A 25,070-nucleotide genomic window follows, 5' to 3' on the forward strand; every position below is an offset into this window, starting at 1 on the left:
GGCGACGGCGGGGTCCGGGGCGGGGTCCGGCGCCGCGGGCAGCGGGGCGGGCGTCACGGCCGGGCGGCCGCGGCGGGCACCGTCTGCGGGGCGGCGACCCGCTCGGTCAGCTCGGCGATGACGTCGTCGGCGGCGATCTGGCGCACCCACAGTTCGGGGCGCAGGGTGACGCGGTGGGCGAGCGCGGGCACCGCGAGGGCCTTGACGTCCTCGGGGATCAGGTAGTCGCGGCCGTCCAGCATCGCGCGGGCGCGGGCGAGTTGGACCAGGGCCAGGCCGCCGCGCGGGGAGGAGCCGACCTGGATCTGCGGGTGCGAGCGGGTGGCGTCGATCAGCGCCACGACGTAGGCGACCAGGTCGTCGTCCACCTCGACGCGTTCCAGCGCGGCCCGCATGGCGACCACCTCGGCGGGGTCGGCGAGGGTGCGCAGGACCGTCTCGGGGGTGGCGCGGTCCAGGCGGGCGCGCAGCAGGGCGGCCTCGTCGGCGACCGGCAGGTAGCCCATGCGCACGCGCAGCAGGAAGCGGTCGAGCTGGGCCTCGGGGAGGGTGTAGGTGCCCTCGTACTCGACGGGGTTGGCGGTGGCGATGACCACGAAGGGGTGCGGGAGCGGGCGGGTGACGCCGTCGACGCTCACCTGGGACTCGGCCATCGCCTCCAGCAGGGCGGCCTGGGTCTTGGGCGGGGTGCGGTTGATCTCGTCGGCGAGCAGGAGGTGGGTGAAGAGCGGGCCGGGGCGGAAGACCATCTCGCCGCTGCGCTGGTCGTAGAAGGGGGCGCCGGAGACGTCGGAGGGCAGGAGGTCGGGGGTGAACTGGATGCGGCGGAAGTCCAGTCCGAGGGTGGTGGCGAAGGAGCGGGCGAGGAGGGTCTTGCCGAGGCCGGGGAGGTCCTCGATGAGGATGTGGCCGCCGGCCAGGACGCCGCACATCACCAGGTCGAGCGCCTCGGTCTTGCCGACCACGGCGCGGCCGATCTCGTCGAGGATGCGGCGGGCGCGTTCCCCGGCCTGGCGGGGCGTCAGGGCCGGGGTCGTGGGGCCGGCCTGGGCGGCGTGGGTGGTGCTCACTGCGCTCCTACGGTGGGGTGTGGTCCGGGCGGGTCGTGCAGAGGCGGTCGTTCGGAGGTGGTCGTTCGGAGCTGATTCAGAGCCGGGTGAGGCGGTCCACGGCGGCGCGCAGCACCGGGGCGGGGACGGCTTCGGGGCTGGCGGGCCGCGCGGGGTCGATCAGCGACCACGCCTCGGGGCCGACCAGGGCGGCGGCGGCCTCGGGGCGGTCGTAGAGGGACACGGCGTGGCGCTCGGCGAGGCGGGCCGCGTACAGCCACTGCAGCCGTCTGCGGAGCACCTGGGCGTCGTCGCCCTGGCCGGCCAGGCCCTGTTCGACGACGCGGTGCCAGTCGCCGAGGCCGGCGCGCCGCTCCTCCAGCAGGCGCAGCGGGGCGCGCCGGGCGTTGTCCTGGGCGTCGTGGCCGGCGGTGTAGCGGGCGGTGAGCACGGCGGCGGCGGCGATCACGACGGCTGTGGTGCCGGCGGCGGGCAGTCCGCCGGCCAGGGCGAGGGCGGTCTCGGCGCCGGCGGCGGCGGTGGCGAGGACGGCGAGCAGGCGGGGGGTGATGCTCATCGGGTCACCGGTGTGGGTGCGTGGTCGGCGAGTTGGGCGGCGATGGCGTCGAGCGCGGCGCGGGCGGCGGTCAGCTGGGCGGCGTCCAGGGGGTGGCTGGAGTAGCGGGCCTCGCGGAACAGTGCGGTGAGTGCGGCGGCGTGCGGGCCGTCGAGCAGGCCGGTCGTCCGGGCGCGGTGCAGGAGGTCGGCGGGGCTGTCGGAGGCCTGGCGGGTGAGGCCGGAGTCGGCGAGCGAGGCCTCCATGGCGGCGTAGCAGGCGATCACGGCGGCGCGGACGTCCTCGCCCTGCAGGGCCCGGCGGCCCTGGTCGACGGCCTCGGCGAGGGCCCGGCCGGTGAGCGGGGCGGTGTCGGGCAGGGGCGGCGGAAGGGGGCGGCGGCCTGCGAGGTGGCGCCACAGCAGGACGGCTCCGGTGGCGGCGGCGAGCACCGCGAGGACCGTGCCCGCCGCGGTCAGTACGGAGCCCAGGTCGACCGCCGACGCATGCCCGCCCGAGGGCGGCGGGAGTGTGTACGACGGGGGCTGCGGCGGCACGATGAACGGGGTCGCCGAGCCGGTGGCCTCGCTCCACGGCCTGGCCGCCGGCGGCGGCGGGGCGGGCAGGCGCAGCAGGGCGATCGGCACGGCGACGGCCGCGAGCGGCAGGAGCACCGCCGCGGCCGAGGCGAGGCGCTGCGCCGCCGGGCCCGTGCCCTCGCCCGGCTCTCCCTGCTCGGCCTGTTCGGCTTCGTGGGCGAGCCTGCGCTGCACGACGGTGAGGGCGACGCCGCCGACGGCGCAGCCCGCGGCCAGCAGCAGGACGAGCAGGCGGTGGCGGACGAGCGGTCCGAAGCTCGGGGGCTCTTCGGCGGGGGTGGACTGCAAAGCGAGGGCCGCCAGCACCAGGGCGCCCGTGACCAGGGCCGCCGCGGCGATCCGCGGCCGTGAGTGCTGCGGGCGTGCCTGCCGGGCCGGTATTCGGCTCGTACCGGTGCTCATGCCGATCCGCTCCCCCTCCGGGCCGGCGCGGGATGTGCCGCCGTGCCGGTCATCAAGGGATCAGTCTTGCACAGTGATCGACTGCTTTTGACGCCCCCTCAGCTCCGAAGGACCGGAATCCCTGCCCGAGGGCCGGGCTTGCGATGGAATCAATGGTCACAAAGCGGGCGGCCCCGGGCATGGGTGTGGCGCCGCGGTCCGTCCCTCGTCGGACCGCGACGCCGTTCCCCGTTGGCTCAGCTCCCCCGTTCGGCTCCCCCGTTGATTCGGCTCCGCGCCGGGTCAGGCCGCCGGGTACCAGGTGGTGCCGTTGCCGCCGGTGTTGGCGAGGGTGCTGTCGATGACGCTGCCGGGCTGGAAGTAGCGCGGGTGCTGGTTGAGGAAGCCGGAGAAGGAGTCCAGCGACGTGGCGTCACAGACGCCGTCGGTCTTGATGCAGAACCGCTGGACCGGGACGCCGCCCGGGAAGTTCTCCGGCCCGGTGCCCGGGGAGTACGCCACGAACGGGATCAGGGTCCCCTGCGGGACCAGGTGCCAGAAGCCGGTGCCCGGCTGCATCGGGTCGGCGTACAGCATGCCGTCGACCTGCTCGCGGGGCACGGCGGTGCCGTTGTTGGCGATCGACTGGAGCAGCAGGTCGCCGACCCAGGCGCCCTGCGAGTAGCCGGCGATCGTGAAGTGGGCGGTGGGGTCGTCCTGGTAGGCCTTCTCCAGCGCGGCCTTGGCGTTCCAGTAGCCCTGGTTGACGCTGTCGCCGAAGCTCGGCGTGAACAGCGGGGCCGGCATCTCGTTGTGGCTGCCGACGAACGGGCCGCCGCTGGCCAGGTAGCAGACCGGGATCGCGATGCCGCCGTTGAGGTGCTGGTTCGCGGCGTCGAAGGTCGACGTGCACCTGGGCGCGTCCAGGGACGACCCGGTGCCGCCGATCTCGATGTAGTAGTGGTGCGCCGTGTCGGCGTGCGCGGCCGTCGGCACGACGGCGGCGCCGGTCAGCGCCAGCGCGGTCGACGCGAGGACGGCCTTGAGGCGGCGGGCGAACCTGCTCTGCGCGGACATACCGGTCAACTCCTTGAGTCGGGGTGAGCGCCGCGTCGGGTACGGCGACCGGTGCCCATCGTGTTGTCCGCGCTGGTCGGCGGGCCAGGACAGCGACCGGCCAGATATGGCCGGTCGCCGAAAGCCCTGGTCCGACGGGGGTCTGACAGGGATTCGGGGCCCGCGGGCCGGCGGCAGCGAGCCCGCCGCGTGGGCCTCGGCCAGGGCCGGTGCGGCGGAGGGTTGTGGACTGCTCGTGGGGAAGTGCACAGGAGTGTTCGGTGGCTCGATCGGGTGGCATCCGGTCGGCTGTCTGTGAGGTGGCTGCATGCTCACGTAGTCTCGTGGCGCGATCCGGGACATCGGGTTCGGTGCCGGCGTGCGGGGCCCCTGCTCCACCGGAGTGATGGTCCAGGGCCTCCCCGTCGCCGCTGGCCGTGTCCGCCGGCCGGGTCGTGAGGGAACCGGCCTCCCGGGACGGACCACGCACAGGATGCGTGTCGCCCAGCGGGGTTGAGTACGCCGGGGACCAGTACGCCCAGGACCGTTCGGGGCGTGCGGCTCATCGGGAGTCACTCCTGATCAGTCCAAAGGAACGGTTCCCGTCGCCCGGTGGGGAGTTGAGGTCGGCGAGCATCGCCGGGGTGAAGCCGAAGACGTACGTGGCGGCGCACCCGGCGGTGGCGGCGGTAAGCCAGCCGCTTGTGTAGACGAGGGCGGCGGGCCCGAGGCCGTGGGTGCCGTCGAGCAGGGGCAGCAGGACGAGGCCTGAGGGGCCGATGGCGGTGGAGCCGGTGGTCAGGCCGAGTTGGGCGAACAGGCCGACGACACCGCCGCCCACGCCCGCGCCGATGCCTGCGGTGACGAACGGGCGGACCAGGGGCAGGGTGACCCCGTAGATGACGGGCTCGGCCACGCCCAGGACGCATGTGGGCAGCGCGGACCTGATGACGCGGCGCAGCGAGGGGTTGTGGCGTGCGCGCAGGTAGACGGCCAGGGCGGCGCCGGCCTGGCCGCCGCCGGCCATGGCGAGGATCGGGTAGAGCGCGCTGTAGCCCTGGTGCTCGATGAGCGTGGCGTGGATGGGGATGAGGGCCTGGTGCAGGCCGAGCATCACCAGCGTGGCGAACAGGCCGCCCAGGACGACGCCGGCGCCCGCGCCCGCGTGGCCGAGCAGCCAGGTGGCGCCGTTGCCGATGCCGTCGGCGATCACGCCGGCCAGCGGCATCAGGACCATCAGGGCGGCCAGGCCGGACAGGGCGACGGCGATCGTGGGCACGAGCAGCATCTGCAGGGCGTCGGGCACCCGGCGCCTGGCCCAGCGTTCCAGTGCCGCGCACAGCAGGGCCGCGCCGAGCGCCCCGAGGACGCCGCCCTGGCCGGGTTTGAGGTGGCCGAACGGGGTGTGGGTGACGTTGGCGACGCCGGGGTGGACGACGATGCCGGCCACCGCGCCGCCCAGGACCGGGGTGCCGCCGAACTCCTTGGCGGTGTTGTGGCCGACGAACACCGCGATCAGGGACATGAAGCCCTGGGAGAGCGCGGTGGTCACCGGGACGATCCCGGTCAGGGCGCTCGAATGGGTCGAGAGGGCCAGCGAGTTGAGGGTGGCGCCGAGGCCGGCGATGATGCCGCAGGCGATGAGGGCGGGGATCAGGGGGACGAAGATGTCGGCGATCCTGCGCAGGAGCAGTTTTCCGGGGGTGGCGTTCTTCTCCTTCCATGCCGCCTTCAGTGCCGCGCCCCTGGCGGCGAGGGCGGCGGCGTCCGTGCCTGCCGCGTCCGTGCCTTTTACGGAGACGCGGTTCTCGTCGACCAGCTTCTCGAAGGCCTCGGCGACCCGGTCGACGGCGGCGGGGCCGAGGACGATCTGGTAGGTGCCGTCCTCGACGACGCCCAGGACCGCCGGATGGTCCGTGACCTGCCGGGTCCGGACGCGGCCGGGGTCGGCGATGCCCAGGCGCAGGCGGCTGATGCAGTGGGCGATGGAGGTGACATTGGCGGCGCCGCCGACGAGGTCGAGGAGGTCACGGGCGGTGCGGGTGTGCTTGTCCGTCATCAGGTGTGCCGTTCCGTTCGTCGTGGAAGGACCAGGCAGCAGGGCGGTACCCAGAAATCCCCGGACACCACCCGCCGAGACCCGCCACTCCCCCGCTCGCCACTCCCCCAGTTGCCCGCTCCCGCAGCCCGCACCGAAAGCTGGTAGCCATCGCATGCTCGACCACGACGCCTCCGGATTCCTGCGCAACGGCGCGCCGCACCGCATCGTCTCCGGTGCCCTGCACTACTTCCGCGTCCACCCCGACCTGTGGGACGACCGGCTACGCCGCCTGCGCGCCCTGGGCGTCAACACCGTCGACACCTACATCCCCTGGAACTTCCACGAACTGCCTACCGGGGAGGTGGACTTCACCGGCTGGCGGGACGTCGCCCGGTTCGCCCGCACCGCCCAGCGGCTGGGCCTGGACGTCATCCTGCGCCCCGGCCCCTACATCTGCGCCGAGTGGGACCTCGGCGGCCTGCCCGCCCGCCTGCTCGCCGTCGACGGCCTGCGGCTGCGCTGCGCCGACCCCGCCTACCTGGCCGAGGTGGACGGCTGGTTCGACGCCGTCGTCCCCGAGATCCTGCCGCTGCTGGCGAGCCGCGGCGGCCCGGTCGTCGCCGTCCAGATCGAGAACGAGTACGGCAGCTACGGCAACGACGCCGCCTACCTGCGCCACCTGCGCGACGGCCTGGTGCGGCGCGGCGTCGACTGCCTGCTGTTCACCACCGACGGCGCCCAGGACACCATGCAGCAGGGCGGCACCCTGCCCGGCCACCTCGCCACCGCCACCTTCGGCTCCCGCGCCCCCGAACGCCTCGCCGTGCTGCGCCGCCACCAGCCCGAAGGCCCGCTGACCGCCATGGAGTTCTGGATCGGCTGGTTCGACCGCCTCGGCGCGCCCCACCACGTCCGCGACCCGAAGGAGACCGCCGCCTCCCTCGACGAACTCCTCGCCACCGGCGCCTCCGTCAACCTCTACATGGCCCACGGCGGCACCAACTTCGGCCTGTGGGCCGGCGCCAACCACAGCGGCGCCCACCCCTGCGACGCCGGGTACGAGCCCACCGCCACCAGCTACGACTACGACGCACCGATCGGCGAGGCGGGCGAGCTCACCGAGAAGTTCCACGCGCTGCGGGAGGTCATCGGCCGGTACGTGGACCTGCCGAACCTGCCGAACCTGCCGGAGCTGTCGGAGCTGTCGGAGCTGTCGGAGCTTCCAGGGTTCCCAGGGGGCGAACTGCCCGCCCCGCCACCGCGCCTGGCCCCGCGCCGCCTCGACCGCCCCACCGGGCGCGCCCGCCTGCTCGCCGCCCTCGGCCGGCTCTCCACCCCCGTGCGGCGGGCCTGCCCCGAGCCGATGGAACGCCTCGGCCAGGCCCGCGGCCTCATCCACTACCGCACCCGCGTCCCCGGACCGCGCCCCGAACTGCCGCTGCGCATCGACGGACTCGCCGACCGCGCCCACGTCTTCGCCGACGGGCGCCCGCTCGGCACCCTCGACCGCAACACGCCCGCCGCCACGCTCCCACTGGCCACCGGCCCCGGCGGCGCCACCCTCGACATCCTGGTCGAGGCCCTGGGCCGGGTGAACTACGGCCCGAACATGGACGACCGCAAGGGCATCACCCGCGGCGTCGCCCACGGCCAGCAGCTGCTCCTCGACTGGGAGATCCGCCCGCTCCCGCTCACCGACCTCGGCCAACTCCCCTACGAGGACGCCGAGTCCGTACCGGTGGCCGACGGCGACCCGGCGTTCCACCGCTTCGGGACCGACCTCACCGCCCCCGCCGACGCCTTCCTCGCCCTGCCCGGCTGGGGCCGCGGCCTGCTCTGGCTCAACGGCTTCCTCCTCGGCCGCTACACCGCCGAGGGCCCCCAGCGCACCCTCTACGCCCCCGCCCCGCTGTGGCGGGCCGGGCGCAACGAAGTCGTCGTCCTCGAACTCGACCACCACGGCGAGGCCGTGGAGCTGCGCGACCAGCCCGACCTCGGCCCCACGGCCCAGGCCCCGAGCAGCGAGTACTGAGTGGTCGGATCCGGAAGTTCTGGCGCGTGTGGACAGGGCGTCAGTCCGCGTGGGCTGACGTGAGAGCGGTCCGGATCAGTTGCTGCTCGTGGGCCTGGCCCTGCTGCATCCGGTGCAGCAACTCCGGGGGCAGCTTGTCCCCGGAGCCGAAGTCGAAGGGCGGCTGCGGTTCGTACTGCATGACCGCCTGCGTACGGGCGACCACATCGCGGCCCCACAGCTTGTCCACCAGGACGAGTGCGAGGTCGATGCCCGCAGAGATGCCCGCCGAGGTGAGGAGTTTGCCGTCCTGCACCCAGCGGTCCTCCATGGCGCTGGCGCCGGCCCACCGCAGGTAGTCCCGGAAGGCCCAGTGGGTGGCCGCACGGCGACCGCGCAGCAGCCCGGCCATGCCGAGAACGAGTGCCCCCGTGCACACCGAGACGGTGTAGGTGGACGTCCGGTCGGCAGTCCGTACCCAGTCGGTGATCCGCCGGTCCGACATCGGTACGTGCGGTGTCCCGGTGCCGGGGACGATGAGGACGTCCGGGGCCGGCACGTCGGCAAGTGTCGCCGTCGGCTGCAGCCGCATGCCCGCGTCGGTGGTCACGTGATCGCGTGTGGCCGCTACCAGGTGGCGTGTCACGTCGTCCCCGGACATTCGTGCTGCCACGCTGATGGCCTCCCACGGTCCGTGGAGGTCGAGCCCGGTCAACCCGTCGTAGAGGAGAAAAGCGATCACCACTCGGTTCTGCGGTGCCTTCTGCCGGTTCCTCCCGGGCAGGGTGTCAACGGCGTGCGCAAGCTCGGTCGGGTACGGATCAACGGTCTCGTGCAAGGCTTCGGCTCCGTCCTTGGTGGCTCCGGGCCGCGCCGGGCGGCCCTGAAGGCATCGTGACCCAGCGGTCGGCCGATCCGATGCAGGCGCGAGCACAAACGGGGGTCCGGCGGCGACGTACGGCGAAGGCCCGCCGGGGCGAACCGGCGGGCCTTCCGGGTGGCGTCGAGGAAGCGGGGTGGCGGCGGGTCAGCGGATCGGCAGCGTCTTGGTGTGCTCGGCGCGAACCGCCTGCAGCGACTGCGGGTCGAGGCCCAGCAGGCTCAGGATGGTGGGCGCGATCTGCGTGGTCCGCACGGGCGCGGAGTCGCGCACGTGGGCCGGGGTGGCTGCGCCGGCGACCACCAGCGGGACGGCCAGGTCGTCGGCGTGCGCGCCGCCGTGCTCGGCGATCTTGCCCTTGCCGCCGGTGTAGACCACGCCGTACTGGGCGACGCCGAAGACGTCCGGCACCCGCGAGTCGCCCGGCTCGACGCCGAAGTGGTCGGCGGCGGCCGTACCGGCGTAGACCTTGCTCAGGCCGCCGGAGGTGAAGGCCTTCGGGGCACCGGTGATGTCGGTGCCGGTGCCGCTCTGCGCGAGCAGGTACGTCTTGGCGAACTCGGTGGCCTGCGCGGAGCGGTCGTTCAGCCACAGCAGCATCGCGTCGTCGTCCACCGCGTGCGCCACCAGGTCGCCGGCGCCCGGGTGGGCCTGCTTCCAGGCGGCGTTGAGGCCGTCCAGCAGCGGGCCGTCGCCGATCCGGGTGAGCGCGGCGGGGTCGGTGGGCGACTGGCCGTGCTTGGCGGAGAGGATCACCGTGGTGCTGCGATCCAGGTGCTCCTTGCGCAGTTCGGCGGTGAGCGCGCCGATCCGGTCGTTCACGTAGTCCAGCGCCTTGGCCAGCAGCGGGCCGGGCACGTTCTTGGCGGCGTAGCCGCCCTGCAGGCCGTCGGAGCCGGGCAGCTTCTGGGCGGTGGAGACGGACTGCAGGTTCAGGCCGAAGATCGCCGGGGTGCCGGTGTGGTGGGTGCGGCTGTGGTCGTAGCCGTCGATCTCGTTGAGGACGGCCTGCACCTTGTAGCCGTCGTACTGCTGGGTGGCCTTGTTGTCCTTGGTCCAGTCCACGCCGGCGGCGTAGCCGGTCGCGTCGCTGTTGATCTCCGGCGTGAAGAGGTCCTGGATGCCCTCGCCCGACGGGCCGTTGAGGATGTCGTACGCCGCGTGCTTGTCCGACCAGGCGGTGCGCAGGCCGGCCTGGCGGGCCACCTCGAAGATGGTGTTCACGCGCACGAAGGAGTGCGGGTAGACCGGCTTGCAGGTGGCCGGGTCGACCGGGAGCTTGGCCGGGTTGAGCAGGGTCTGCGGCCGGCCGGTCATGGACAGGATGGTGCCGGGCAGGCCCGGAAGGCCCTGGCCTGCGTCGAGCCGGCTCTGGTCCCTGTCCAGGTTCTCGGTGAGGTCCGCCTCGACGCCCGGTCTCGCGCTCTTGCAGTCGGTGGTGCCGGCGGGCAGCAGCTTCGCTTCCCAGGTGTCGTCGTAGTACACGCCGGTGGTGCCGGGGCCGCCGCCGGTGGCCTGGGCAACCATGCCGGGGAAAGAGTCCGACGGGTTGGTGGTCCTGGCGTCGGTGTACTCCACGCCGCCGCCGACCAGCCGGGCCAGCGCCGACTGCGGGTGCTGGGCGATGTACCAGGACAGGTCGGACTGGTGCAGGCCGTCGACCGAGATGAGCAGGACGTGCCTGGCGGCGCCCCGGTGCTGCGGGCCGGCGAAGTCGGTGTCGGCGGCGAAGGCCTGGCCGACCGAGCCCATGGCCAGTGCGCCGCTCGCGGCGAGGACGGCGGCGAGGCGGACGGAACGACGGGTCACGTCTACTCCTGTGCTGGCTGAGGAAGTTGCGGATGCTCGACGCTATGAGTAGTGGCGCCCCGTGTACCTGAAGGGGCGCGGACGTGAACGGGCTGGGAAGGCTGGGCCTTGTCCAGGGCGTGGACGTGACCGTCGCTCAGCGTGTTCCCGGCGTGTGCGCGGCCGGCCCTGCCGGCCCACCGCCGGGTTCGTGGTCAAAGGGATCGGCGGAGGTACTCGGACGCCCGGACCCGCACTCACCGCTCTGACTGCAAGCAGCCCTGTCGGCAGGGCAGGTCGTCTGCGCCCGGCGATCGTCGCCCGGATCCACAGCGGTGGGCGGGCACGCTGCTGTCGAGGCCGGGGCCCTCCGCGCAGGGCACGCCGGGGGGCGTCCCCCGCCCCACACCTCCGGGTCGGCGCCGGATGTGCCGCCGGGCCGGCCCTTGCCCGCATCCGCTCGTTCAGCCGAACAGGCCCCCTGCGCTGCCGCACGGCACACCGGGATCGACACCGGGAGCAGCAACCCGTAGGCACTGGGACGACCCGGACCGTGGCGCCCCGCGGGGGCTCCGCCGGAGTAGCCGGGCGAGCGCTTGATCCTGCCCGTGCCTATAAAGAGACAGGGAGCTGAGGCGACAGAGAGGGTGACCCGGGATGCGGATCGTCGTGGACCTCACCCGCTGCCAGGCGTATGCGCAGTGCGTGTTCCTCGCGCCGGAGATGTTCGAGCTGCACGGGGAGGAGGCGTTGCTGTACCGCCCGGATGTCCCCGACGAGCAACTGGAGCGCGTGCGCCAGGCCGCGGCGGCGTGCCCGGTCCAGGCCATTCTCGTGGGCGAGGCGGTGAGCGCCTGTGCCGGGTGACCTTCGTGAGGGCCGGATCGTCATCGTCGGTGCGTCGCTGGCCGGGTTGCGGGCCGCCGAGACGCTGCGCGAGAAGGGCTTCACCGGCACACTGACCGTGGTGGGCGACGAGCCCCGTCCGCCCTACGACCGCCCGCCGCTGTCCAAGCAGGTGCTGCTCGGCAAGGCCGCGGCGAACGCCACCGAGCTGCCGACACGCTGGGACCCGGATGCCGAATGGCGGCTCGGGGTGCGCGCCACCGGTCTCGACCCGATCGGCAAGCGGGTGCTGTTGGCCGACGGCGAGTCACTGCCCTTCGACCGGCTGCTGATCGCCACGGGGACCCGGGCGCGGCCCTGGCCCAACCCGCAGGAGGCCGCCCTCGACGGCGTGTTCACCCTGCGCACCTGCGACGACGCCGGGCGCCTGGCCGATCGGCTGGCCGCCGGGCCACGCCGGGTGCTGGTGATCGGCGCGGGCTTCACCGGCTCGGAGATCGCCTCGGCCTGCCGGGAGCGGGGCATCGAGGTCACGGTCGCCGAACGCGGCCCCGCACCGCTGGTGGGGGCGCTCGGCGGCACGTTGTCCAGGCTCGCGGCCGGCATGCAGCGGGCCCACGGGGTGGACCTGCGCTGCGGTGTCACGGTCACCGCGCTGCGCGGGAACGGCCGGTTCACCGGCGCGGACCTGTCCGACGGCAGCCGCATCGACGCGGACGTGTGCGTCGTCGCCATGGGTGCGGTCCGCAACGTCGAGTGGCTCGCCGACGCCGGGCTGGCGGCGGGCCCACAGGGAGTCGCCTGCGACGCGGGGTGCCGCGCCTTCAACATGTACGGGATCGTCACCGACGACGTCTTCGTGGCCGGGGACGTCTCCCGCTTCCCGCATCCGCTCTTCGATTACCAGATGCTCTCGCTGGAGCACTGGGGCAACGCGGTCGCGCAGGCCGAGGTGGCGGCCCACAACATGGTGAGCCCGGGACCGCTGCGCCGCCCGCACCTCGCGGTCCCGGTCTTCTGGTCCAGCCAGTTCGGATTCAACATCAAGTCCGTGGGTGTCCCCACCTTCTCCGACCAGGTGGTCATCGCCCAGGGCTCGCTCGCCGCGCGCCGCCTGGTGGCGGTCTACGGCTACCGGGGCCGGATCACCGCCGCGGTCACCGTCAACATGGCCAAGTGGCTGGAGTACTACCAGCGCCTGATCGAGACCGCCGCCCCGTTCCCGCCCGGACCCGGCGCGGCCGACGGTCACCCGCTGGTGACCGAGTTCCCGATCCCCTCCGACGTGCCGGATCCGAAGGGGCTCTCGCACGGGCCCACCGTCGCGCTCACCGGTCACCTACCGGACCGCCGACTGACCGTGGTGCGGCGCGCCTGCTGACCCTTCCGTTCTTCCCCACCCCGAGGAGCCACGCATGGCCGTCGACACCCTGCTGGAGCGGATCAACGACTACGCCAGCCGCCCCGACCCCTACCCGCTGTACGCGGAACTGCGCGAGGTGGGCGTGGCGCGGCAGACGGACGGCAGCTACCTCGTCGGCGGGTACTACGACATCGCCGCCCTGTTCCACGACCCGCGGCTCAGCTCCGACCGCCGCAACCGCGCCGCCGAGTTCGCCGCGCCCATGCCGCAGCAGCCCTCCTTCATCCAGCTCGACGATCCCGAACACCACCGGCTGCGCGGCCTGGCCACGCGGCCGTTCGGGCCCCCGCACAGCCCGGGCCGGGTCGACGCGATGCGGGGCGAGATCACCGGGATCACCGACCAGCTGATCGCCTCGCTCCAGGGCCGTACCCGGATCGACATCGTCGACGACTTCGCCTACCCGCTGCCGGTCACCGTCATCTGCCGACTGCTCGGTGTCCCGCGCGACGACGAGCCGGTGTTCCACACGTGGGCGACCACGATCATCGACTCCCTCGACCTCACATCGGGCGCGGACCACGACGAGCGGACACGAGCCGCCGATCGGGCCCGGGAGGAGATGGGGCGGTATCTGGTGGGCCTGGCCGAGCAGCGCCGCGGCCGACCGGGCGACGACATGCTGTCCGCGTTCATCAACGCCCCGAAGCCGGCCGCGCTCACCCACGACGAGCTGGCGGCCACCGCCGTGCTGCTGCTCATCGCCGGACACGAGACCACGGTCAACCTGATCACCAACGGGGTGCTCACCCTGCTGCGCCACCCCGACCAACTGGACCTGCTGCGCCGCGAACCCGCCCTGCTGCCAGGCGCGGTGGAGGAACTGCTGCGCTACGAGCCCCCGGTCCAGCTGCTGCCGCAGCGCACCCCGCTGACCGACCTGGAGGTCGCCGACACCACCATTCCCAAGGGCGTCCCCGTGGTGCTCGTGCTGGCCTCGGGCAACCGCGACCCCAAGCGGTTTCGCGACCCCGACCGGTTCGACCCCACCCGCCCGGACAACCAGCACCTCGGCTTCGGCAGCGGCATCCACATCTGCTACGGCGCGCCCCTCGCCCGGATCGAGGCCCAGATCGCCCTGGGCGCGTTGATCCCCCGCCTCGGCACCGCAACCCTCGTCGAAGACCCTCCCCCCTACCGGCACAGCCCCGTGCTGCGCGGACCCCGCCACCTTCCCATCGAGCTGTCCCCGTCGCGCGGATAGCGGCCCACCCGTCTCCCGGAGCCCTCCGGGGCAGGGCAGCGTGTGACCGTGCGGGGTGACGAGCGCTTCTGCGGAGCGGCTACCGGCCCGGCTCCCAGCCGGTCCGGGCGGAGCGCGCGGGGGCCGCGGGCTGGACGGGGACGCCCCGCGACGGGGTCCCGAGCTGGGCGGGGACGGCCGTGGTGGGGGCGGCGTGCGACGAGGAGGTGCGGATCGTCTGGGTCGCGGCGGGCAGGTGGGGGGTGGTGCGGACAGGGGCGGGGGCCAGGATCTGGTCCAGGCGCACGGCGAAGTTCACGTAGTCCGGGGACTTGCCCGGGAAGTGGCAGTCGCTGCTGGTCAGCAAGTGGCTGCGGACGCCGTCGCGTTCGCTGACCGGGCCCGGGGTGGTCCGCACGTTGGGCTGCCAACTGCGGCCCCAGGGCAGGTGTTCCAGCGACAGCGTCCAACTCTCCTCGTCCACCGCCAGCGTGGCACCCGGCCGGCCGGGGATCACCCGGGTCCCGAAGAGGCCGCGCACGACCGCGCGCTGCTCGAAGTCGGCGCTCTTGTCGACCACGGTGATCCGCCACGCGCCGTGGAATCTGAGCACGGCCACACCCCTGACGTCCTCGCACGCCGCCGCCCGGCGCGCACCCGCCCAGGTCAACGGCTGCGGGGCGCGGGGGCGTTCAGCCGGGGTACCAGCGGTGATCCGCCAGTCGCCGTGGAATCTCAGTACGGTCGGCGCTCTGTCGCGTCCGCCGTGTGCAGATCCCCCGTTGTCCGTACACCTGATCGGCGCGGATCCTAGGCGCGTTGGCCGTGGAGCAGCAGCGGGACCGTCCGGTTGGTGAGGGCTTCGGCGGCGCGGGCGGCCTGGGCGGGGGCCATGGCGGCGGGGAGTTGCTTCTCCGGCACGAAGCGGGCGCCGAGCAGGCCGCTTCGGTGCTGCGGCGGGACGGTGATGCGGTCGGTGTCGACCGTGCCGCCGCCGAAGACCAGGTTGAGGCGTTCCAGGTAGCGGTCGGCGGGGGTGAAGTCGACGGCCACAACGTGCGTGAGCCGCCGGGCGATGCCGGTGGTGGCGAGGAGGTGGCGGGCGGCGGCCTCGTGCGGCGGCTCGTTGGGCCGGGCGGCGCCGCCGGGGAGGATCATGCCGTCCATGTAGTCGGGGTCGACGAGCAGGACATCGCCGCGTGGGTTGCGGACGAGGACGAGGCAGCCGAGCCGGCACACCGGCGGCTTGGCGAGGAGACGGGGATCGCGCATCGGGGCGTTACTTCCTGTTCCTGGAACGCCAGTTGATCCCGGCAAGGAGCGAGACGGCGAAGCAGAGCCACCAGAGAAGACGGACGAGAAGGTCAGTCGTCATACGTCAGCCGCTCGTACCGCAGCCCCTTGCGCAAGAGATCGACGATCCGCAGCAGCTCGGAGGCCCGGGCCGACCCGAGGTTGATCAGGTAGCAGCCGGTGCGGCGCCCGTACTCCCAATCCACCTCCAGGGACGGCAACTTCGCCCCACCGAGCGCGAGCACGGTCGTCAAGTCATCGACCACGGAGGCCGCTTCACGCCGCTGCTCGGCGGTCGCACGGTTCAGGATCGCCCCCATCACTCCCCCAACCGCCGGTGCACCTCGAACCCCCGCCACGCCGAGAAGGCGTCGCAGAACGAGGAGAAGGAGGCGAGCTCACCGGAGGAGGAGCGCAGCCACTCCCCCGTGACCTCGTTCCGCACCCGGTAGCACCGGGCATCGGTGTCCCACCGCACCCCGTAGCCATGGAGCTTGGCAGGCTGAGTTGATCTGATAGCCATGGATGATCGCTTTCCCTGCTGATGTGCAGTCACGTGCGTCGATTCACGATCGACTTCACTGTCCGTGGTCCAAGCGTCGCTCACCGCAGGTAGGCTGACCAGCGTGGACGTGTGCCACGTTCGGGTCGGACACACTGGAGGGGCGCCATGGCTTTCATGCCCAACGAATTGGATCCCGGGCGTTCGGCCCGTGACCTGTTCGGCTGGGAGATGCGCGACCATCGGAAGCGCGCCGATGCCATGTCCCTCGACCAGCTGACACAGATCATCGGCTGCATCTCAAAGGGGCACCTGGCCCGGATCGAGCGCGCCGAGTCGATGCCGCCTCCCGAGCTTCCGGCCAAGCTTGATGCCGCGTTCGGCACGGACGGCTTCTTCGGCCGGATCTATCAACTGGCCAAGAAGGAGAAGTTCCCCGGCAAGTACCGGCGATCGGTCGAACTTGAAGCCAATGCCTCAGTCATCGAGGAGTATGCTGCGGCCACGATCCCCGGACTTCTACAGACTCCCGAAGTTGTTCGCCGGTCACTGCAGGCTGGCCGTCCGGACATGACTCCTCAGGAACTCGACGCATCCGTCGCAGCTCGGTTGGAACGGCAAAGGCGTCTGGACTCCGACACGCCGCCGCACTGCTGGTTCGTCCTTGATGAGTCAGTTCTTCGCCGCCCCGTCGGTGGAGCAGCGGCCATGCGGCGGCAACTCGCTGCACTGGCCTCGGATCGGCGACCTCACGTCACAATGCAAGTACTCCCGCACTCAGCCGGTGAGCATGCCGAGATGGGCGGATCTCTCTTCATTTACGCCGTGCCAGGCAGCCCTCCGGTTGTTTGGGAGGAAGGCGCACGGAGTGGTGAGCTCATCGATGATTTCGAGAGTGTTGCCGTTCGCCAAAGGTCATACGATCTCCTCAGGGCCATGGCCCTGTCGCCCCGGGATTCCCGGGCGATGATCCGGCGCATCTCACAGGAGTACGGTCGTGCCAGCAGACAAGCAGGAGAGGTGGCGGAAGAGTAGCCACAGCAACAACGACGGCGGCATGTGCGTCGAGGTGGACGATGCCCACCCCGGACGCGTGCGAGACAGCAAGGATCCTGACGGCCCCCGACTCACCTTCGCGCCAGCCGCCTGGCAATCCTTCATCACCGCCGTCCGCACCGGCGAGTTCGACGCCCAGTAACCCACAGCTTCCGGCCCCGCCGCCCCACACCCGGGGCGGTGGGGCCTTCCCATGCCATCTCGACCGGGCACCCCAAGTTGCCGCCCCAGAACGGGAAGTCGGGGTGCCGTTAACGACCGTGTCATGAGCCGCAAATCCCTGGACGCCCAGGGACGCGTCAGGAGCATCCTGCAGCTCTTCCACCCCTGAACCCACGCCGTCAAGTCGCTACACCCAGCGGGGGCCTTCGGTTCCGGGAGCCTGTCAGTGGCACCGGTGATGGGTCAGCGGTGATGCGCCCGCTCGGGCTGGGCGGGGCGTGCCGGTTCCGCTGTGCTGGTCGTGCCCGGGGTGCGGCCGATCTGATCTATCAGACCGGTGACGTCCTGGGGGGTCAGGAGCAGGGCTTGGGCGATCTGGCGGTCAGTGTGGCCGGCGCGGAGCAGTTCCGTCAGCCGGTGCTGCGTCAGGGAAAGGAGCGGTGCTGGAGCCGGTGCGGGTCGGGTGCGGACGCCGAGCGCGGTCAGGGCCGTGCGCGCTCGTTCGGCCAGCTGGATGCTGCCGCAGGTGTCCGCGAGGTCGAGCGCCTGGCTGAGCGTGTGGCGGGCCTGATCGGTCTGGTCGGCGCGCTGCAGGGCGGTGGCCAGCTGGTACTGGGCGCGGGCCAGTTCCAGGCGGGCGGGGGAGCGCTCCAGCAGGGTGACGGACTCGTGCAGGAGCGCCAGTCCTTCCCGGCCGCCCTGGACGGTGCCCAGGGCGCGGGAGGCCACACCGATCGCTCGTTCGGTGCCCCAGTGGTGGGCCAGCTCCAGTTCCTCGGTGGCGAGTTGGAGGGCGTCGGTGCGCTGTCCCAGTGCCAGGTGCAGCGCTGCGGCGCGGGACCGCCAGGGGGTCATGGCCAGGTTTGCTACGTGGGCGCGTTTCTCCTGCGCGCCGTATTCGAGCAGGATGGTGAGGGCGGCGGCCGGGTTGCCGCGTGCCTGGTGCAGGCGGGCGCGGGCCAGGTGCGCCAGGCCCTGCCAGGCCCAGCCCGCCTTGTCGTGGCCGGCGTCCCGCGCGAGCACGGCCGTCGCCGAGGGCAGGTCGGATCGTTCGATCAGTGATTCGCCCAACAGGGTGGTCATCGCCAGGGTGACCGATTCCATGCCCTCGCCGTTCGCCGGGCTGGGGTGTCCGAACTCGCCGGTCAGCGGGATTTGGTGGCCTCGGCGGGTGTGGACGAGCAGTTGCCAGGTCATGGCGGCCGAGACCATCAGAAAGGAGCCGAACCGGCCGCCCACGTCGGCGATCTGGTCGAATTGCGCGGCAGCGTCGTCCAGGCGGTCGGTGGCCACGAAGGCCAGGCCGGCCAGGCTTACCAGGATCTGTGAGGTGTCGATGCCCGCCAGGCCACCCTTGAGGGCCCGGTCGAGGAGGTCGTTGGTGACGGCGGCGCTGGCGTCCCCGGTGACGGCCGAGCCGGACAGCGCTGCCAGGACCACGCACTGGCCGGGGGTGTCGCCAGCCAGCCTGTAGTCCCACAGCCGCCGGGCGTGTCGGCGGGCGGCGGGGAGCGTGGACAGCTGGTCGTATCCGATCAGCACCATCTGCGCCTGCAGGAACCAGGACACCTCGCGGGCAAGGCCGGTGCCGTCGTCCGTGCGCTCAAGGTCCTCCACCGCCCGGCCCAGGACACCGAGGGCGTTTTCGTGCTGGTGCGCGAGGAACAGCGAGGTGCCGAGCCGGTAAGCCGCATCGGCCCGCGAATACGGGTCCGCCAGCGCGGCCTGGGCCTGCGCCAGGTGATGCCTGGCAGCCGCCACGTCGACTTGCAGTTCGTCCTTGCCCAGCTCCAGCAGCAGCGGGCCGCGCTCTGGGGCGGACACGGGCTCGCGCAGGGCCCGGCGCAGATAGGTCACGGTGGTCTCTGCGGCCCCTCGCCGCCGGGTTGTTTGCGCGGCTTGGCGCAAGGCGGCAACCCGCCAGTCCTGGCCGTCTGGTTCGGCCAGCAGGAGGTGGGCCGCCACCAGGTCGTCGGTCGCGCCCTCGCGTCTGAGCAGTTCGGCGGCGCGCGCGTGTTCCGCGGCCAGTTCCACCGGCCCGGCCACGGCTTCGGTGACGGCGGCGCGGATCAGGGGGTGATCGAACCGCGGTGGCTCGCCGGGCGCGAGCACACCGATGCGCTGCAACCCCCGTCCGAGCTCCCTGGCTTGCGCCTCGCTCAGACCTGCCAACTCGGCCGTGACGTGCCAGGCGGCCCCGTCTCCCAGGACCGCCAGGGCCCGGGCCAGACGCACGACGGGCTCCGGCTGGCCGGTCAGGCGCTTGACGACGGTGCCGGCCAGGATCCGGCCCCGGAAGTCCTCCACCACGTTCGCATACTTGTCGGTGGGCAGGACGCCGTTGTCCGCCAGGGTGCGCAGCAGGCTGCCCAGCAGCAGGGGACTGCCGTCGGTCGCCCGCGCGCAGGCGGCGACGAACCCGGGTTCGGCGGGCTGTCCCAGGCTCGTCCGAACCAGACCTGCCACGCTGTCGGCCCCCAACCCCGTCAGTTCGACCGGCATGCAGGAGGGCTGTCGGGCGATCTGCTCCAGCAGCGGTGCGACCCGGGGCCCGGCGTCGGGCCGTCCGGCCAGCACCAGCAGCAGGGGCAGGCCACCAAGACGCCGCGCCAGGTACTCCAGCCACCGCACCGACGCCGTGTCCGCCCAGTGCGCGTCGTCGACGACCAGGGCAACCGGCCCGTCGTCGGTGATGTGCACCATCAGCCAGTACAGGCTGTGCAGGAGGCCCTGGGACGCCTCGGGCGACAACTCCCCGGCTTGGCCGGCCTCCTGCGCGCCGAGCGCGTGCGACGCCGGCCGGGCCGGTCCCGACAGCAACCGCTCCCGCCCGGTGTGACCGGCGCGGGCCAGCAACGGCTCGGCCAGTTGCCGCAGCACCGAGAACGCGAAGTCCTGCTCCGGTTCCGCTCCGCTGGCCCACGCCACCCGGATCTCCCGCGGGTGCTGGGCGGCGGCCCAGGCATGCAGCAGCGAGGTCTTGCCCATCCCCGCACCGGCCTGGACCCAGACCACGGCGCCCTGGCGCGTCCGCGCCAGGTCCGCCGCACGCTCCAGCACCGCCCACTGGTCCTGACGCTCCAGCAGCCCAGCCCCCGCCGCACCCTCATCGGTGCTCGGGTCCACCCGGCTGCCCGTGCGGCCGGCCGCGAGCAGCATCGCGGCCTCGGCATCCGCCAGGCCCAGGGCCGACACCAGCCGCTGCACCGTGCGCCGCTGGGGGCGCCCACGCCGACCCCGCTCCAGATCCTGGACCGACCGGGCCGACAACCCGGCCGCGGCGGCAAGCTCCTCCTGCGTCAGCCCCGCGACCCGGCGCAACTCCCGCAACTTCTCCCCGAACGCCGTCATCAACCGCCCCCGCTATCCACTTCCCCCGGCGCCCCCGCGGCGCTACGGCACGGACCCCCACGGGGCGCCGCACACCGGATCATCCTACCCACCGGTAATCGAACGGGAAGTCCGTACCAGGCAGCACCGCCGGACAGTCCTTCCGGCCAAAGTTCCGGAAGTTCGTCGTGCCCTTCTTCGTGGTGCTCACGTCGGCGCCAGTGTTTTGCTGTACGCGATCAAGCAACGACCGGCCGCGGTCAAGGACAGCGGGCGGTCCTCGCCGGCACCCAGGGGGACTACATCGATGGGTTAGCTACGCTCTTGGCATGCCGCTCACGCCGGTCTTTCAACGGTGTGTCACCAGACGGTCGGCATAGTTGATCACATCCCGCCGGGCCCCACCCCGCGGGGCTGCTCCATGGCTATTGGCATGCACATGCCCATTATGGCCACTGATGGACCGTCAGGGGCCGTGTCAGCACGCACTCCCTCCCAGGAACTAAGGAGAAGATCATGCACTCTGCCACCAAGACCGCGCTTCGCGCCCTGGCCCACCTCCAGCGACGCGGATCCGCCAGGAGCACCGCGCGAGGCCGCGTCGCCGCCGCTGCGGGTGTCGCCGCAGCCCTCCTCGCAGTGCTGCCCGGGGCGACGGCTTCGGCCGCCTCACATGCCTTGCCGAAGGCCCAGAGCACGGGCAGGGTTGCAGTCCCCGCTCAGGATGGCGCGGCGCATCACCTCTACAACCTGAATTCGGGCCTGTGTCTCAACGTTTCGGGCTACAGCCAGAGCCCCAGCTCCAGCACCCAGATCTACAACTGTCTCAGCCAGTCCGCGGAGCAGTGGCAGCTCCGCGGCGACGGCACCATCTTCAACCCGAACTCCGGCCTGTGCCTCAACGTCAACAACTACGCCACCAGCCCCAGCAGCCCGACCGAGATCTGGGGCTGCAACGGCAACCCCGCGGAGCAGTGGCAGCTCCGCGGCGACGGCACCATCTTCAACCCGAACTCCGGCCTGTGCCTCAACGTCAACAACTACGCCACCAGCCCCAGCAGCCCGACCGAGCTCTGGTACTGCCAAGGCCAGCCCTCGGAGCAGTGGGTCACGTTCGACCTGCCCCAACTGCCGGCCGCATAGCCTGCCGGGGGTTTGGAGGAGATGAACGCGAAGTGCGCCCGGGCATGCCCTGGTGCACTTCGCGTGCATCTCCCGGGACGTCCGCCCGGCCACGCGGGAACCGGCCCTGCCGGGTGTAGAACTTCAGCAGCAGCGCGAAGCCCACCCGTGTCCCGCCGCGTTTCCCCGCGACCAGGTCCGCTTCGTCATCGAGCACCGTCCAGTGCTCCACCAGCTCGTCCATGCCCACCGGCTGCCGCCCCATGCCGGACAACCCCAGGTCAACGCGGACAAACGACCAAAGATCACCCGCATTTGCGGCTCATGACACGGTCGTTAACGGCACCCCAAGTCGGCCGCACCGACTTCCCACTCCCCGAGCTCCTATCCTCCCGCTCATGAGCAACGACGCCGGGCAACCCCGGCCAACATCGGTACACTCCGTGTCCGTCACGGGGGTGGTGGTCCGCGATGACGGGCGTGTCCTCGCCATCCGCCGCGCCGACAATGGCACTTGGGAGCCTCCGGGCGGAGTGCTGGAACCGGCGGAGACCATCAAAGACGGTCTCCACCGCGAGATCCACGAGGAGACCGGACTCAAGGTCCGCGTCGACCAACTGACCGGCGTGTACAAGAACATGAACCGCGGCGTCGTCGCCCTGGTCTTCCGCTGCCACCCCATCGGCGGCACCGAACGCCTCTCCGACGAATCAACCGCCATCGACTGGCTGACCCCGCAGGAAGTCTCCGCCCGCATGAACGAGGTCTACGCCGTCCGCATCCTCGACGCCCTACGCCCCGACCCTCCCAGCATCCGTTCCCACGACGGCCGCCGGCTCACGGCCACCGAACCCCTGGACTGAGAAGTCGGCCTCGCCGACTTCCCACTCCACAGAGCCGACCGCCAACGCGCCGAGGTGATACCCGGGGATCAGGCCTCACCGCCCCGAGACCAGGGGCGGCGGGGCCTTGCTACTTCTCCACCCCGCCCGGCGCAGGAAGTCGGTCCCGTCGACTTCCTGCTCCACGCGTACGATGGCCGCTCTCCTGACGTCCTCGCGCGCCGCCGGCCGGCGCGCACCCGCCCGGTCAACGGCCCCAGGGCACAGGGGCGTTCAGCCGTATTGCTGGGCGGGGACGGCCGTGGCAGCGGGGACGGCGGTGTGCGAGGACGTGGTGCGGATCGTCTGGTTCGCGGCGGGCAGGTGAACGCTGCTGCGGACGGGAGCGGGGGCCAGGACCTGGTCCAGGCGCAGGACGAAGTTCGCGTAGTCCAGCGGCTTGCCCGGGAAGTCCTGGTCACTGCTGGTCAGCAATCGGCTGCGGACGCCGTCGTGTTCGGTGACCGCCCCCGGAATGATCCGCACGTTCGGCCGCCAACGACCGTCCCAGGGCAGGTACTCCGGCGACAGCGTCCAGCTCTCCTCGTCCACCGCCAGCGTGGCGCCCGGCCGGCCCGGGATCACCCGGGTCCCGTACAGACCACGCACCACCGCACGCTGGTCGAAGTCGGAGTTCCGCACGACCACGGTGATCCGCCACGCGCCGTGGAATGTGAGCACGGCCGCTCTCCTGACGTCCGCGCGCGCCGCCGCCCGGCGCGCACCCGCCCAGGTCAACGGCTGCGGGACGCCCGGGCGTTCAGCAGCCCAGAACGGCAGCCACCACGCACCGGCCAACTGATATGAACGGCTTGGCAGATGAGAGGTCACACAGGGTCATGCTGCTGAGCTATGGTGATCGTTCAGGATCTCCTTCGTTCATCCAGGCTGAGGCGCGGAGGTCCCGGGCGGGTTGAGAGGTGTTGCCATGGCGGAGTCGCCCCGCGAGGACGGGCCGGTCGAGACGTCGGGGCTCGCGGCCAGGATCGAAGCACTGTTCCAGACGGTCCGCCGGCCGGACCGCGAGCAGTACACCAACGAGGAGGTGGCCCGGGCCTGCCGCGAGGCGACCGGGGAGTCCTTCTCCACCACCTACCTGTGGCAGCTGCGCACCGGGCGCCGGGACAACCCGACCAAGCGTCACCTGGAGGCGCTCGCCGGGTTCTTCCAGGTCCCGCCCGCGTACTTCTTCGACGAGCGGCAGGGCGCCGAGATCGCCAAGGAGCTCGCCCTGCTCGGCGCGCTGCGCGACGCGGGCGTGCGCAGCCTGGCGCTGCGGGCGGTCAACCTCTCGCCGGAGGGGCTGGACACGGTCAGCGAGCTGATCGACGTCATCGCCCGCCGGGACTCCGCCCGCCGGCGCCCGGCTTCCTGACCGGGAGGCACGGACGAGGGCCGGGCGGGACAGCGGGGAGGGGAACACACCGTGCGGGGTGCGTGGGGGCGAATGCTGCTGCATATCGTATAAGGCTGTTTCCGGTCGTGTCGTGGCGTATTGCCGGGGGTCGTCCGCCGACCAGAAGCCCGACCTGGATCGGCAGGCCGTGCGTGTGACGCAGGAGGCGAACCGGCGTGGCCTGGCGGTGGGAGAGGTGGTGACGGAGATCGGCTCCGGGTTGAACGGGAAGCGGCGCAAGCTGCACCGCGTGCTGTCCGATCCGACGGCTACGGTCATCGTCGTCGAGCACCGTGACCGCCTGGCGCGGTTCGGTGTCGAGCACCTGCAATCCGCTCTCGCCGCCACCGGCAGGGAACTGATCATCATCGACTCGCAGGAGAGCACCGATGACCTGGTACGGGACATGACGGACGTGCTGACCTCGATGTGCGCCCGCCTGTACGGGCAACGGGCGGCGAAGAACCGGGCCGCCCGCGCTGTTGCCGCCGCCACCGGTGATGACGGATGCCTAAGAGGATGACACCGCAGAAGAAGGCCGACCGCGCCCTGTGCCCGGTCGTGACGGCGATGACCGTCCAGCTCCGGGTGCATGAGGTGGCGCGGGCGATGCGCGCAGCCGGAGTGACCGAGATGCTCCAGCCGACCACCGCGAAGAAGTGGAAGACGAATCCAGCTGACGCGCCGGACTGGTTCGTGGCGCTGCTCGCCGAGCGGGCTGCCCGTACCGCTTCCCGGATCGCCCGCGAGAAACAGCGGGATTTCGAGGAGGAGCACCGGATGCTGATCCTGTCGGAGAAGGTGGAGGCGCATCTCCTCGCGGGGAACTACCGGCGGATCAAGGGATACGACGCCGAGCTGATCGCCGCTGACATGGCATTCCGTGCATCGAGGGAACTTGTCCGGGCGCACGGCGACGTGTGCGGCGACGTGGACGTGACGCTTCTTGGCCCGCTGGACCTCGCCGCCCTTGCCTGGGCCGGTGTCGATCCGCTGAACCACGCGACGTGGGAAGTCCACCGGGGCGACTGCCCCATCATCTGACCGGACCGGTACCGGCGAAAGGAGGTGTCCGGGGTGAAGAAGTTCCAGGTCAAAGACGGTTGTGTCGTCCAGGCGTACAGGTTCGCCCTGGACCCCTCCGCAGTGCAGCACGCCGCGCTTCACAGTCACGCGGGTGCTGCCCGTACGGCGTACAACTGGGCCGTCGCCCGGTGTCACCGGAGCGCGAGGTGCGCTTCGGTGCCCTGATGACGATGTACCGCTTCCTTCTCGCCCCGCCGGCCAGGGGGTCGCGCCACCTGCCCGCCCACCCGTGGCCTTGCGGCTGCGGGTGGTGGTCCGGTGCCGGCGGTTGTCACCCCTGCCCGGTTGGGGCGGATCGGCTCAGCTTGGCTTTAAACCCCACCAAGATCGTTTCTTGGTGGGGTTCGTCGTTTGCCGGACAGCAGGGCGGCCCCTGTTTGATCATGTGTTTCCGCCAAGAGACACGTAGATCAACCAAAGGCCGTGATG

At 72.0% G+C, this 25,070-nt stretch carries 24 protein-coding genes and 1 pseudogene; 12 read left to right on the plus strand and 13 right to left on the minus strand.

What is annotated here, in order from left to right:
* Positions 1 to 53 precede the first annotated feature (53 nt).
* From KV557_RS38480 to KV557_RS38500, 5 genes are all read right to left on the minus strand, one after another.
* The gene (locus KV557_RS38480) at positions 54 to 1,070 is read right to left on the minus strand and encodes an AAA family ATPase (protein WP_218206393.1); all 1,017 of its coding nucleotides are present in this window, start codon (positions 1,068 to 1,070) and stop codon (positions 54 to 56) included.
* A 76-nt stretch (positions 1,071 to 1,146) separates the two neighbouring features.
* Positions 1,147 to 1,626 (minus strand): hypothetical protein, encoded by a 480-nt coding sequence (locus KV557_RS38485; RefSeq protein WP_218206395.1) that lies wholly within the window; start codon positions 1,624 to 1,626, stop codon positions 1,147 to 1,149.
* Complete coding sequence (locus tag KV557_RS43685; protein ID WP_256178584.1) at positions 1,623 to 2,606, minus strand: DUF4129 domain-containing protein; 984 nt, start codon at positions 2,604 to 2,606, stop codon at positions 1,623 to 1,625. The genes KV557_RS38485 and KV557_RS43685 overlap by 4 nt, the downstream gene beginning before the upstream one ends.
* 282 nt (positions 2,607 to 2,888) lie before the next feature.
* Positions 2,889 to 3,662 (minus strand): PE-PPE domain-containing protein, encoded by a 774-nt coding sequence (locus tag KV557_RS38495; protein WP_218206397.1) that lies wholly within the window; start codon positions 3,660 to 3,662, stop codon positions 2,889 to 2,891.
* A gap of 541 nt (positions 3,663 to 4,203) precedes the next feature.
* Entirely contained in the window at positions 4,204 to 5,700 is a 1,497-nt protein-coding gene (locus KV557_RS38500) for a PTS transporter subunit EIIC (protein WP_218206399.1), read from the minus strand.
* Positions 5,701 to 5,854: 154 nt separating this feature from the next.
* Here KV557_RS38500 and KV557_RS38505 point away from each other — a divergent pair, with 154 nt between their 5' ends.
* Positions 5,855 to 7,714, plus strand: coding sequence for a glycoside hydrolase family 35 protein (locus KV557_RS38505; RefSeq protein WP_218206401.1), 1,860 nt, complete (start codon positions 5,855 to 5,857; stop codon positions 7,712 to 7,714).
* A gap of 40 nt (positions 7,715 to 7,754) precedes the next feature.
* Here KV557_RS38505 and KV557_RS38510 read toward each other — a convergent pair whose 3' ends face one another.
* Both KV557_RS38510 and KV557_RS38515 read right to left on the minus strand, forming a co-directional pair.
* Positions 7,755 to 8,627 (minus strand): DJ-1/PfpI family protein, encoded by an 873-nt coding sequence (locus KV557_RS38510; protein ID WP_308130276.1) that lies wholly within the window; start codon positions 8,625 to 8,627, stop codon positions 7,755 to 7,757.
* A 93-nt stretch (positions 8,628 to 8,720) separates the two neighbouring features.
* Entirely contained in the window at positions 8,721 to 10,382 is a 1,662-nt protein-coding gene (locus tag KV557_RS38515; protein ID WP_308130277.1) for an alkaline phosphatase family protein, read from the minus strand.
* A gap of 636 nt (positions 10,383 to 11,018) precedes the next feature.
* Here KV557_RS38515 and KV557_RS38520 point away from each other — a divergent pair.
* The 3 genes from KV557_RS38520 to KV557_RS38530 are packed head-to-tail and all read left to right on the plus strand — an operon-like array spanning position 11,019 to position 13,834.
* Complete coding sequence (locus tag KV557_RS38520; RefSeq protein WP_218206406.1) at positions 11,019 to 11,228, plus strand: ferredoxin; 210 nt, start codon at positions 11,019 to 11,021, stop codon at positions 11,226 to 11,228.
* Entirely contained in the window at positions 11,218 to 12,588 is a 1,371-nt protein-coding gene (locus tag KV557_RS38525; protein ID WP_218206407.1) for an NAD(P)/FAD-dependent oxidoreductase, read from the plus strand. The genes KV557_RS38520 and KV557_RS38525 overlap by 11 nt, the downstream gene beginning before the upstream one ends.
* Positions 12,589 to 12,622: 34 nt before the next feature.
* Complete coding sequence (locus tag KV557_RS38530; RefSeq protein WP_218206409.1) at positions 12,623 to 13,834, plus strand: cytochrome P450; 1,212 nt, start codon at positions 12,623 to 12,625, stop codon at positions 13,832 to 13,834.
* Between the two features lie 79 nt (positions 13,835 to 13,913).
* On the opposite strand, the gene KV557_RS38535 is transcribed toward KV557_RS38530, so the two are convergent.
* The 4 genes from KV557_RS38535 to KV557_RS38550 form a co-directional block, all read right to left on the minus strand.
* A complete protein-coding gene (locus KV557_RS38535) occupies positions 13,914 to 14,432 on the minus strand; it encodes a hypothetical protein (RefSeq protein ID WP_218206411.1) in 519 nt (172 codons plus the stop codon).
* 191 nt (positions 14,433 to 14,623) lie between these two features.
* Complete coding sequence (locus tag KV557_RS38540; protein ID WP_218206412.1) at positions 14,624 to 15,085, minus strand: NUDIX domain-containing protein; 462 nt, start codon at positions 15,083 to 15,085, stop codon at positions 14,624 to 14,626.
* 92 nt (positions 15,086 to 15,177) lie between these two features.
* Positions 15,178 to 15,426, minus strand: coding sequence for a hypothetical protein (locus KV557_RS38545; RefSeq protein WP_218206414.1), 249 nt, complete (start codon positions 15,424 to 15,426; stop codon positions 15,178 to 15,180).
* Entirely contained in the window at positions 15,426 to 15,629 is a 204-nt protein-coding gene (locus tag KV557_RS38550; protein WP_218206416.1) for a hypothetical protein, read from the minus strand. The genes KV557_RS38545 and KV557_RS38550 overlap by 1 nt, the downstream gene beginning before the upstream one ends.
* A 147-nt stretch (positions 15,630 to 15,776) precedes the next feature.
* On the opposite strand from KV557_RS38550, the gene KV557_RS38555 reads away from it, so the two are divergent.
* Both KV557_RS38555 and KV557_RS38560 read left to right on the plus strand, forming a co-directional pair.
* On the plus strand, positions 15,777 to 16,643 hold the full coding sequence (locus tag KV557_RS38555; protein WP_218206418.1) for a helix-turn-helix domain-containing protein: 867 nt from the start codon (positions 15,777 to 15,779) through the stop codon (positions 16,641 to 16,643).
* Positions 16,644 to 16,665: 22 nt separating this feature from the next.
* On the plus strand, positions 16,666 to 16,806 hold the full coding sequence (locus KV557_RS38560) for a DUF397 domain-containing protein (RefSeq protein ID WP_374106723.1): 141 nt from the start codon (positions 16,666 to 16,668) through the stop codon (positions 16,804 to 16,806).
* A 263-nt stretch (positions 16,807 to 17,069) separates the two neighbouring features.
* On the opposite strand, the gene KV557_RS38565 is transcribed toward KV557_RS38560, so the two are convergent.
* Entirely contained in the window at positions 17,070 to 20,177 is a 3,108-nt protein-coding gene (locus KV557_RS38565) for an AAA family ATPase (protein WP_218206423.1), read from the minus strand.
* Positions 20,178 to 20,672: 495 nt separating this feature from the next.
* Between KV557_RS38565 and KV557_RS38570 the strand changes: the two genes are divergently transcribed.
* Together KV557_RS38570 and KV557_RS38575 are read left to right on the plus strand one after the other, a co-directional pair.
* Positions 20,673 to 21,299 (plus strand): RICIN domain-containing protein, encoded by a 627-nt coding sequence (locus KV557_RS38570; RefSeq protein WP_218206426.1) that lies wholly within the window; start codon positions 20,673 to 20,675, stop codon positions 21,297 to 21,299.
* Positions 21,300 to 21,676: 377 nt separating this feature from the next.
* Positions 21,677 to 22,141: an NUDIX hydrolase gene (locus KV557_RS38575; protein ID WP_218206428.1), complete on the plus strand. Its 465-nt coding sequence runs from the start codon at positions 21,677 to 21,679 to the stop codon at positions 22,139 to 22,141.
* Between the two features lie 252 nt (positions 22,142 to 22,393).
* On the opposite strand, the gene KV557_RS38580 is transcribed toward KV557_RS38575, so the two are convergent.
* The gene (locus tag KV557_RS38580) at positions 22,394 to 22,840 is read right to left on the minus strand and encodes a hypothetical protein (RefSeq protein WP_218206430.1); all 447 of its coding nucleotides are present in this window, start codon (positions 22,838 to 22,840) and stop codon (positions 22,394 to 22,396) included.
* Positions 22,841 to 23,087: 247 nt separating this feature from the next.
* Here KV557_RS38580 and KV557_RS38585 point away from each other — a divergent pair, with 247 nt between their 5' ends.
* From KV557_RS38585 to KV557_RS43690, 4 genes and pseudogenes are all read left to right on the plus strand, one after another.
* Entirely contained in the window at positions 23,088 to 23,534 is a 447-nt protein-coding gene (locus tag KV557_RS38585) for an XRE family transcriptional regulator (RefSeq protein WP_218206431.1), read from the plus strand.
* Between the two features lie 106 nt (positions 23,535 to 23,640).
* Positions 23,641 to 24,078 (plus strand): annotated as a pseudogene (locus tag KV557_RS38590) (IS607 family transposase); the annotation flags it as partial.
* Entirely contained in the window at positions 24,075 to 24,599 is a 525-nt protein-coding gene (locus KV557_RS38595) for a hypothetical protein (RefSeq protein WP_218206435.1), read from the plus strand. The pseudogene KV557_RS38590 and the gene KV557_RS38595, both read left to right, overlap by 4 nt.
* A gap of 33 nt (positions 24,600 to 24,632) precedes the next feature.
* Positions 24,633 to 24,806, plus strand: coding sequence for a helix-turn-helix domain-containing protein (locus tag KV557_RS43690; protein WP_308130278.1), 174 nt, complete (start codon positions 24,633 to 24,635; stop codon positions 24,804 to 24,806).
* Positions 24,807 to 25,070 lie beyond the last annotated feature (264 nt).

Origin of the sequence: Kitasatospora aureofaciens (assembly GCF_019192735.1) — a bacterium.
Taxonomy (GTDB): Bacteria; Actinomycetota; Actinomycetes; order Streptomycetales; family Streptomycetaceae; genus Kitasatospora; species Kitasatospora aureofaciens_A.

Bases quoted from the DNA above. Each gene is read 5' to 3' on its own strand.
- KV557_RS38555 (WP_218206418.1), top strand. From the start codon at position 15,777: ATGGCTTTCATGCCCAACGAATTGGATCCCGGGCGTTCGGCCCGTGAC.
- KV557_RS38530 (WP_218206409.1), top strand. From the start codon at position 12,623: ATGGCCGTCGACACCCTGCTGGAGCGGATCAACGACTACGCCAGCCGC.
- KV557_RS38595 (WP_218206435.1), top strand. From the start codon at position 24,075: ATGACACCGCAGAAGAAGGCCGACCGCGCCCTGTGCCCGGTCGTGACG.
- KV557_RS38575 (WP_218206428.1), top strand. From the start codon at position 21,677: ATGAGCAACGACGCCGGGCAACCCCGGCCAACATCGGTACACTCCGTG.
- KV557_RS38485 (WP_218206395.1), bottom strand. From the start codon at position 1,626: ATGAGCATCACCCCCCGCCTGCTCGCCGTCCTCGCCACCGCCGCCGCC.
- KV557_RS38520 (WP_218206406.1), top strand. From the start codon at position 11,019: ATGCGGATCGTCGTGGACCTCACCCGCTGCCAGGCGTATGCGCAGTGC.
- KV557_RS38570 (WP_218206426.1), top strand. From the start codon at position 20,673: ATGCACTCTGCCACCAAGACCGCGCTTCGCGCCCTGGCCCACCTCCAG.
- KV557_RS38505 (WP_218206401.1), top strand. From the start codon at position 5,855: ATGCTCGACCACGACGCCTCCGGATTCCTGCGCAACGGCGCGCCGCAC.
- KV557_RS38550 (WP_218206416.1), bottom strand. From the start codon at position 15,629: ATGGCTATCAGATCAACTCAGCCTGCCAAGCTCCATGGCTACGGGGTG.
- KV557_RS38495 (WP_218206397.1), bottom strand. From the start codon at position 3,662: ATGTCCGCGCAGAGCAGGTTCGCCCGCCGCCTCAAGGCCGTCCTCGCG.
- KV557_RS38500 (WP_218206399.1), bottom strand. From the start codon at position 5,700: ATGACGGACAAGCACACCCGCACCGCCCGTGACCTCCTCGACCTCGTC.
- KV557_RS38545 (WP_218206414.1), bottom strand. From the start codon at position 15,426: ATGGGGGCGATCCTGAACCGTGCGACCGCCGAGCAGCGGCGTGAAGCG.
- KV557_RS43685 (WP_256178584.1), bottom strand. From the start codon at position 2,606: ATGAGCACCGGTACGAGCCGAATACCGGCCCGGCAGGCACGCCCGCAG.
- KV557_RS38560 (WP_374106723.1), top strand. From the start codon at position 16,666: ATGTGCGTCGAGGTGGACGATGCCCACCCCGGACGCGTGCGAGACAGC.
- KV557_RS38565 (WP_218206423.1), bottom strand. From the start codon at position 20,177: ATGACGGCGTTCGGGGAGAAGTTGCGGGAGTTGCGCCGGGTCGCGGGG.
- KV557_RS38585 (WP_218206431.1), top strand. From the start codon at position 23,088: ATGGCGGAGTCGCCCCGCGAGGACGGGCCGGTCGAGACGTCGGGGCTC.
- KV557_RS38540 (WP_218206412.1), bottom strand. From the start codon at position 15,085: ATGCGCGATCCCCGTCTCCTCGCCAAGCCGCCGGTGTGCCGGCTCGGC.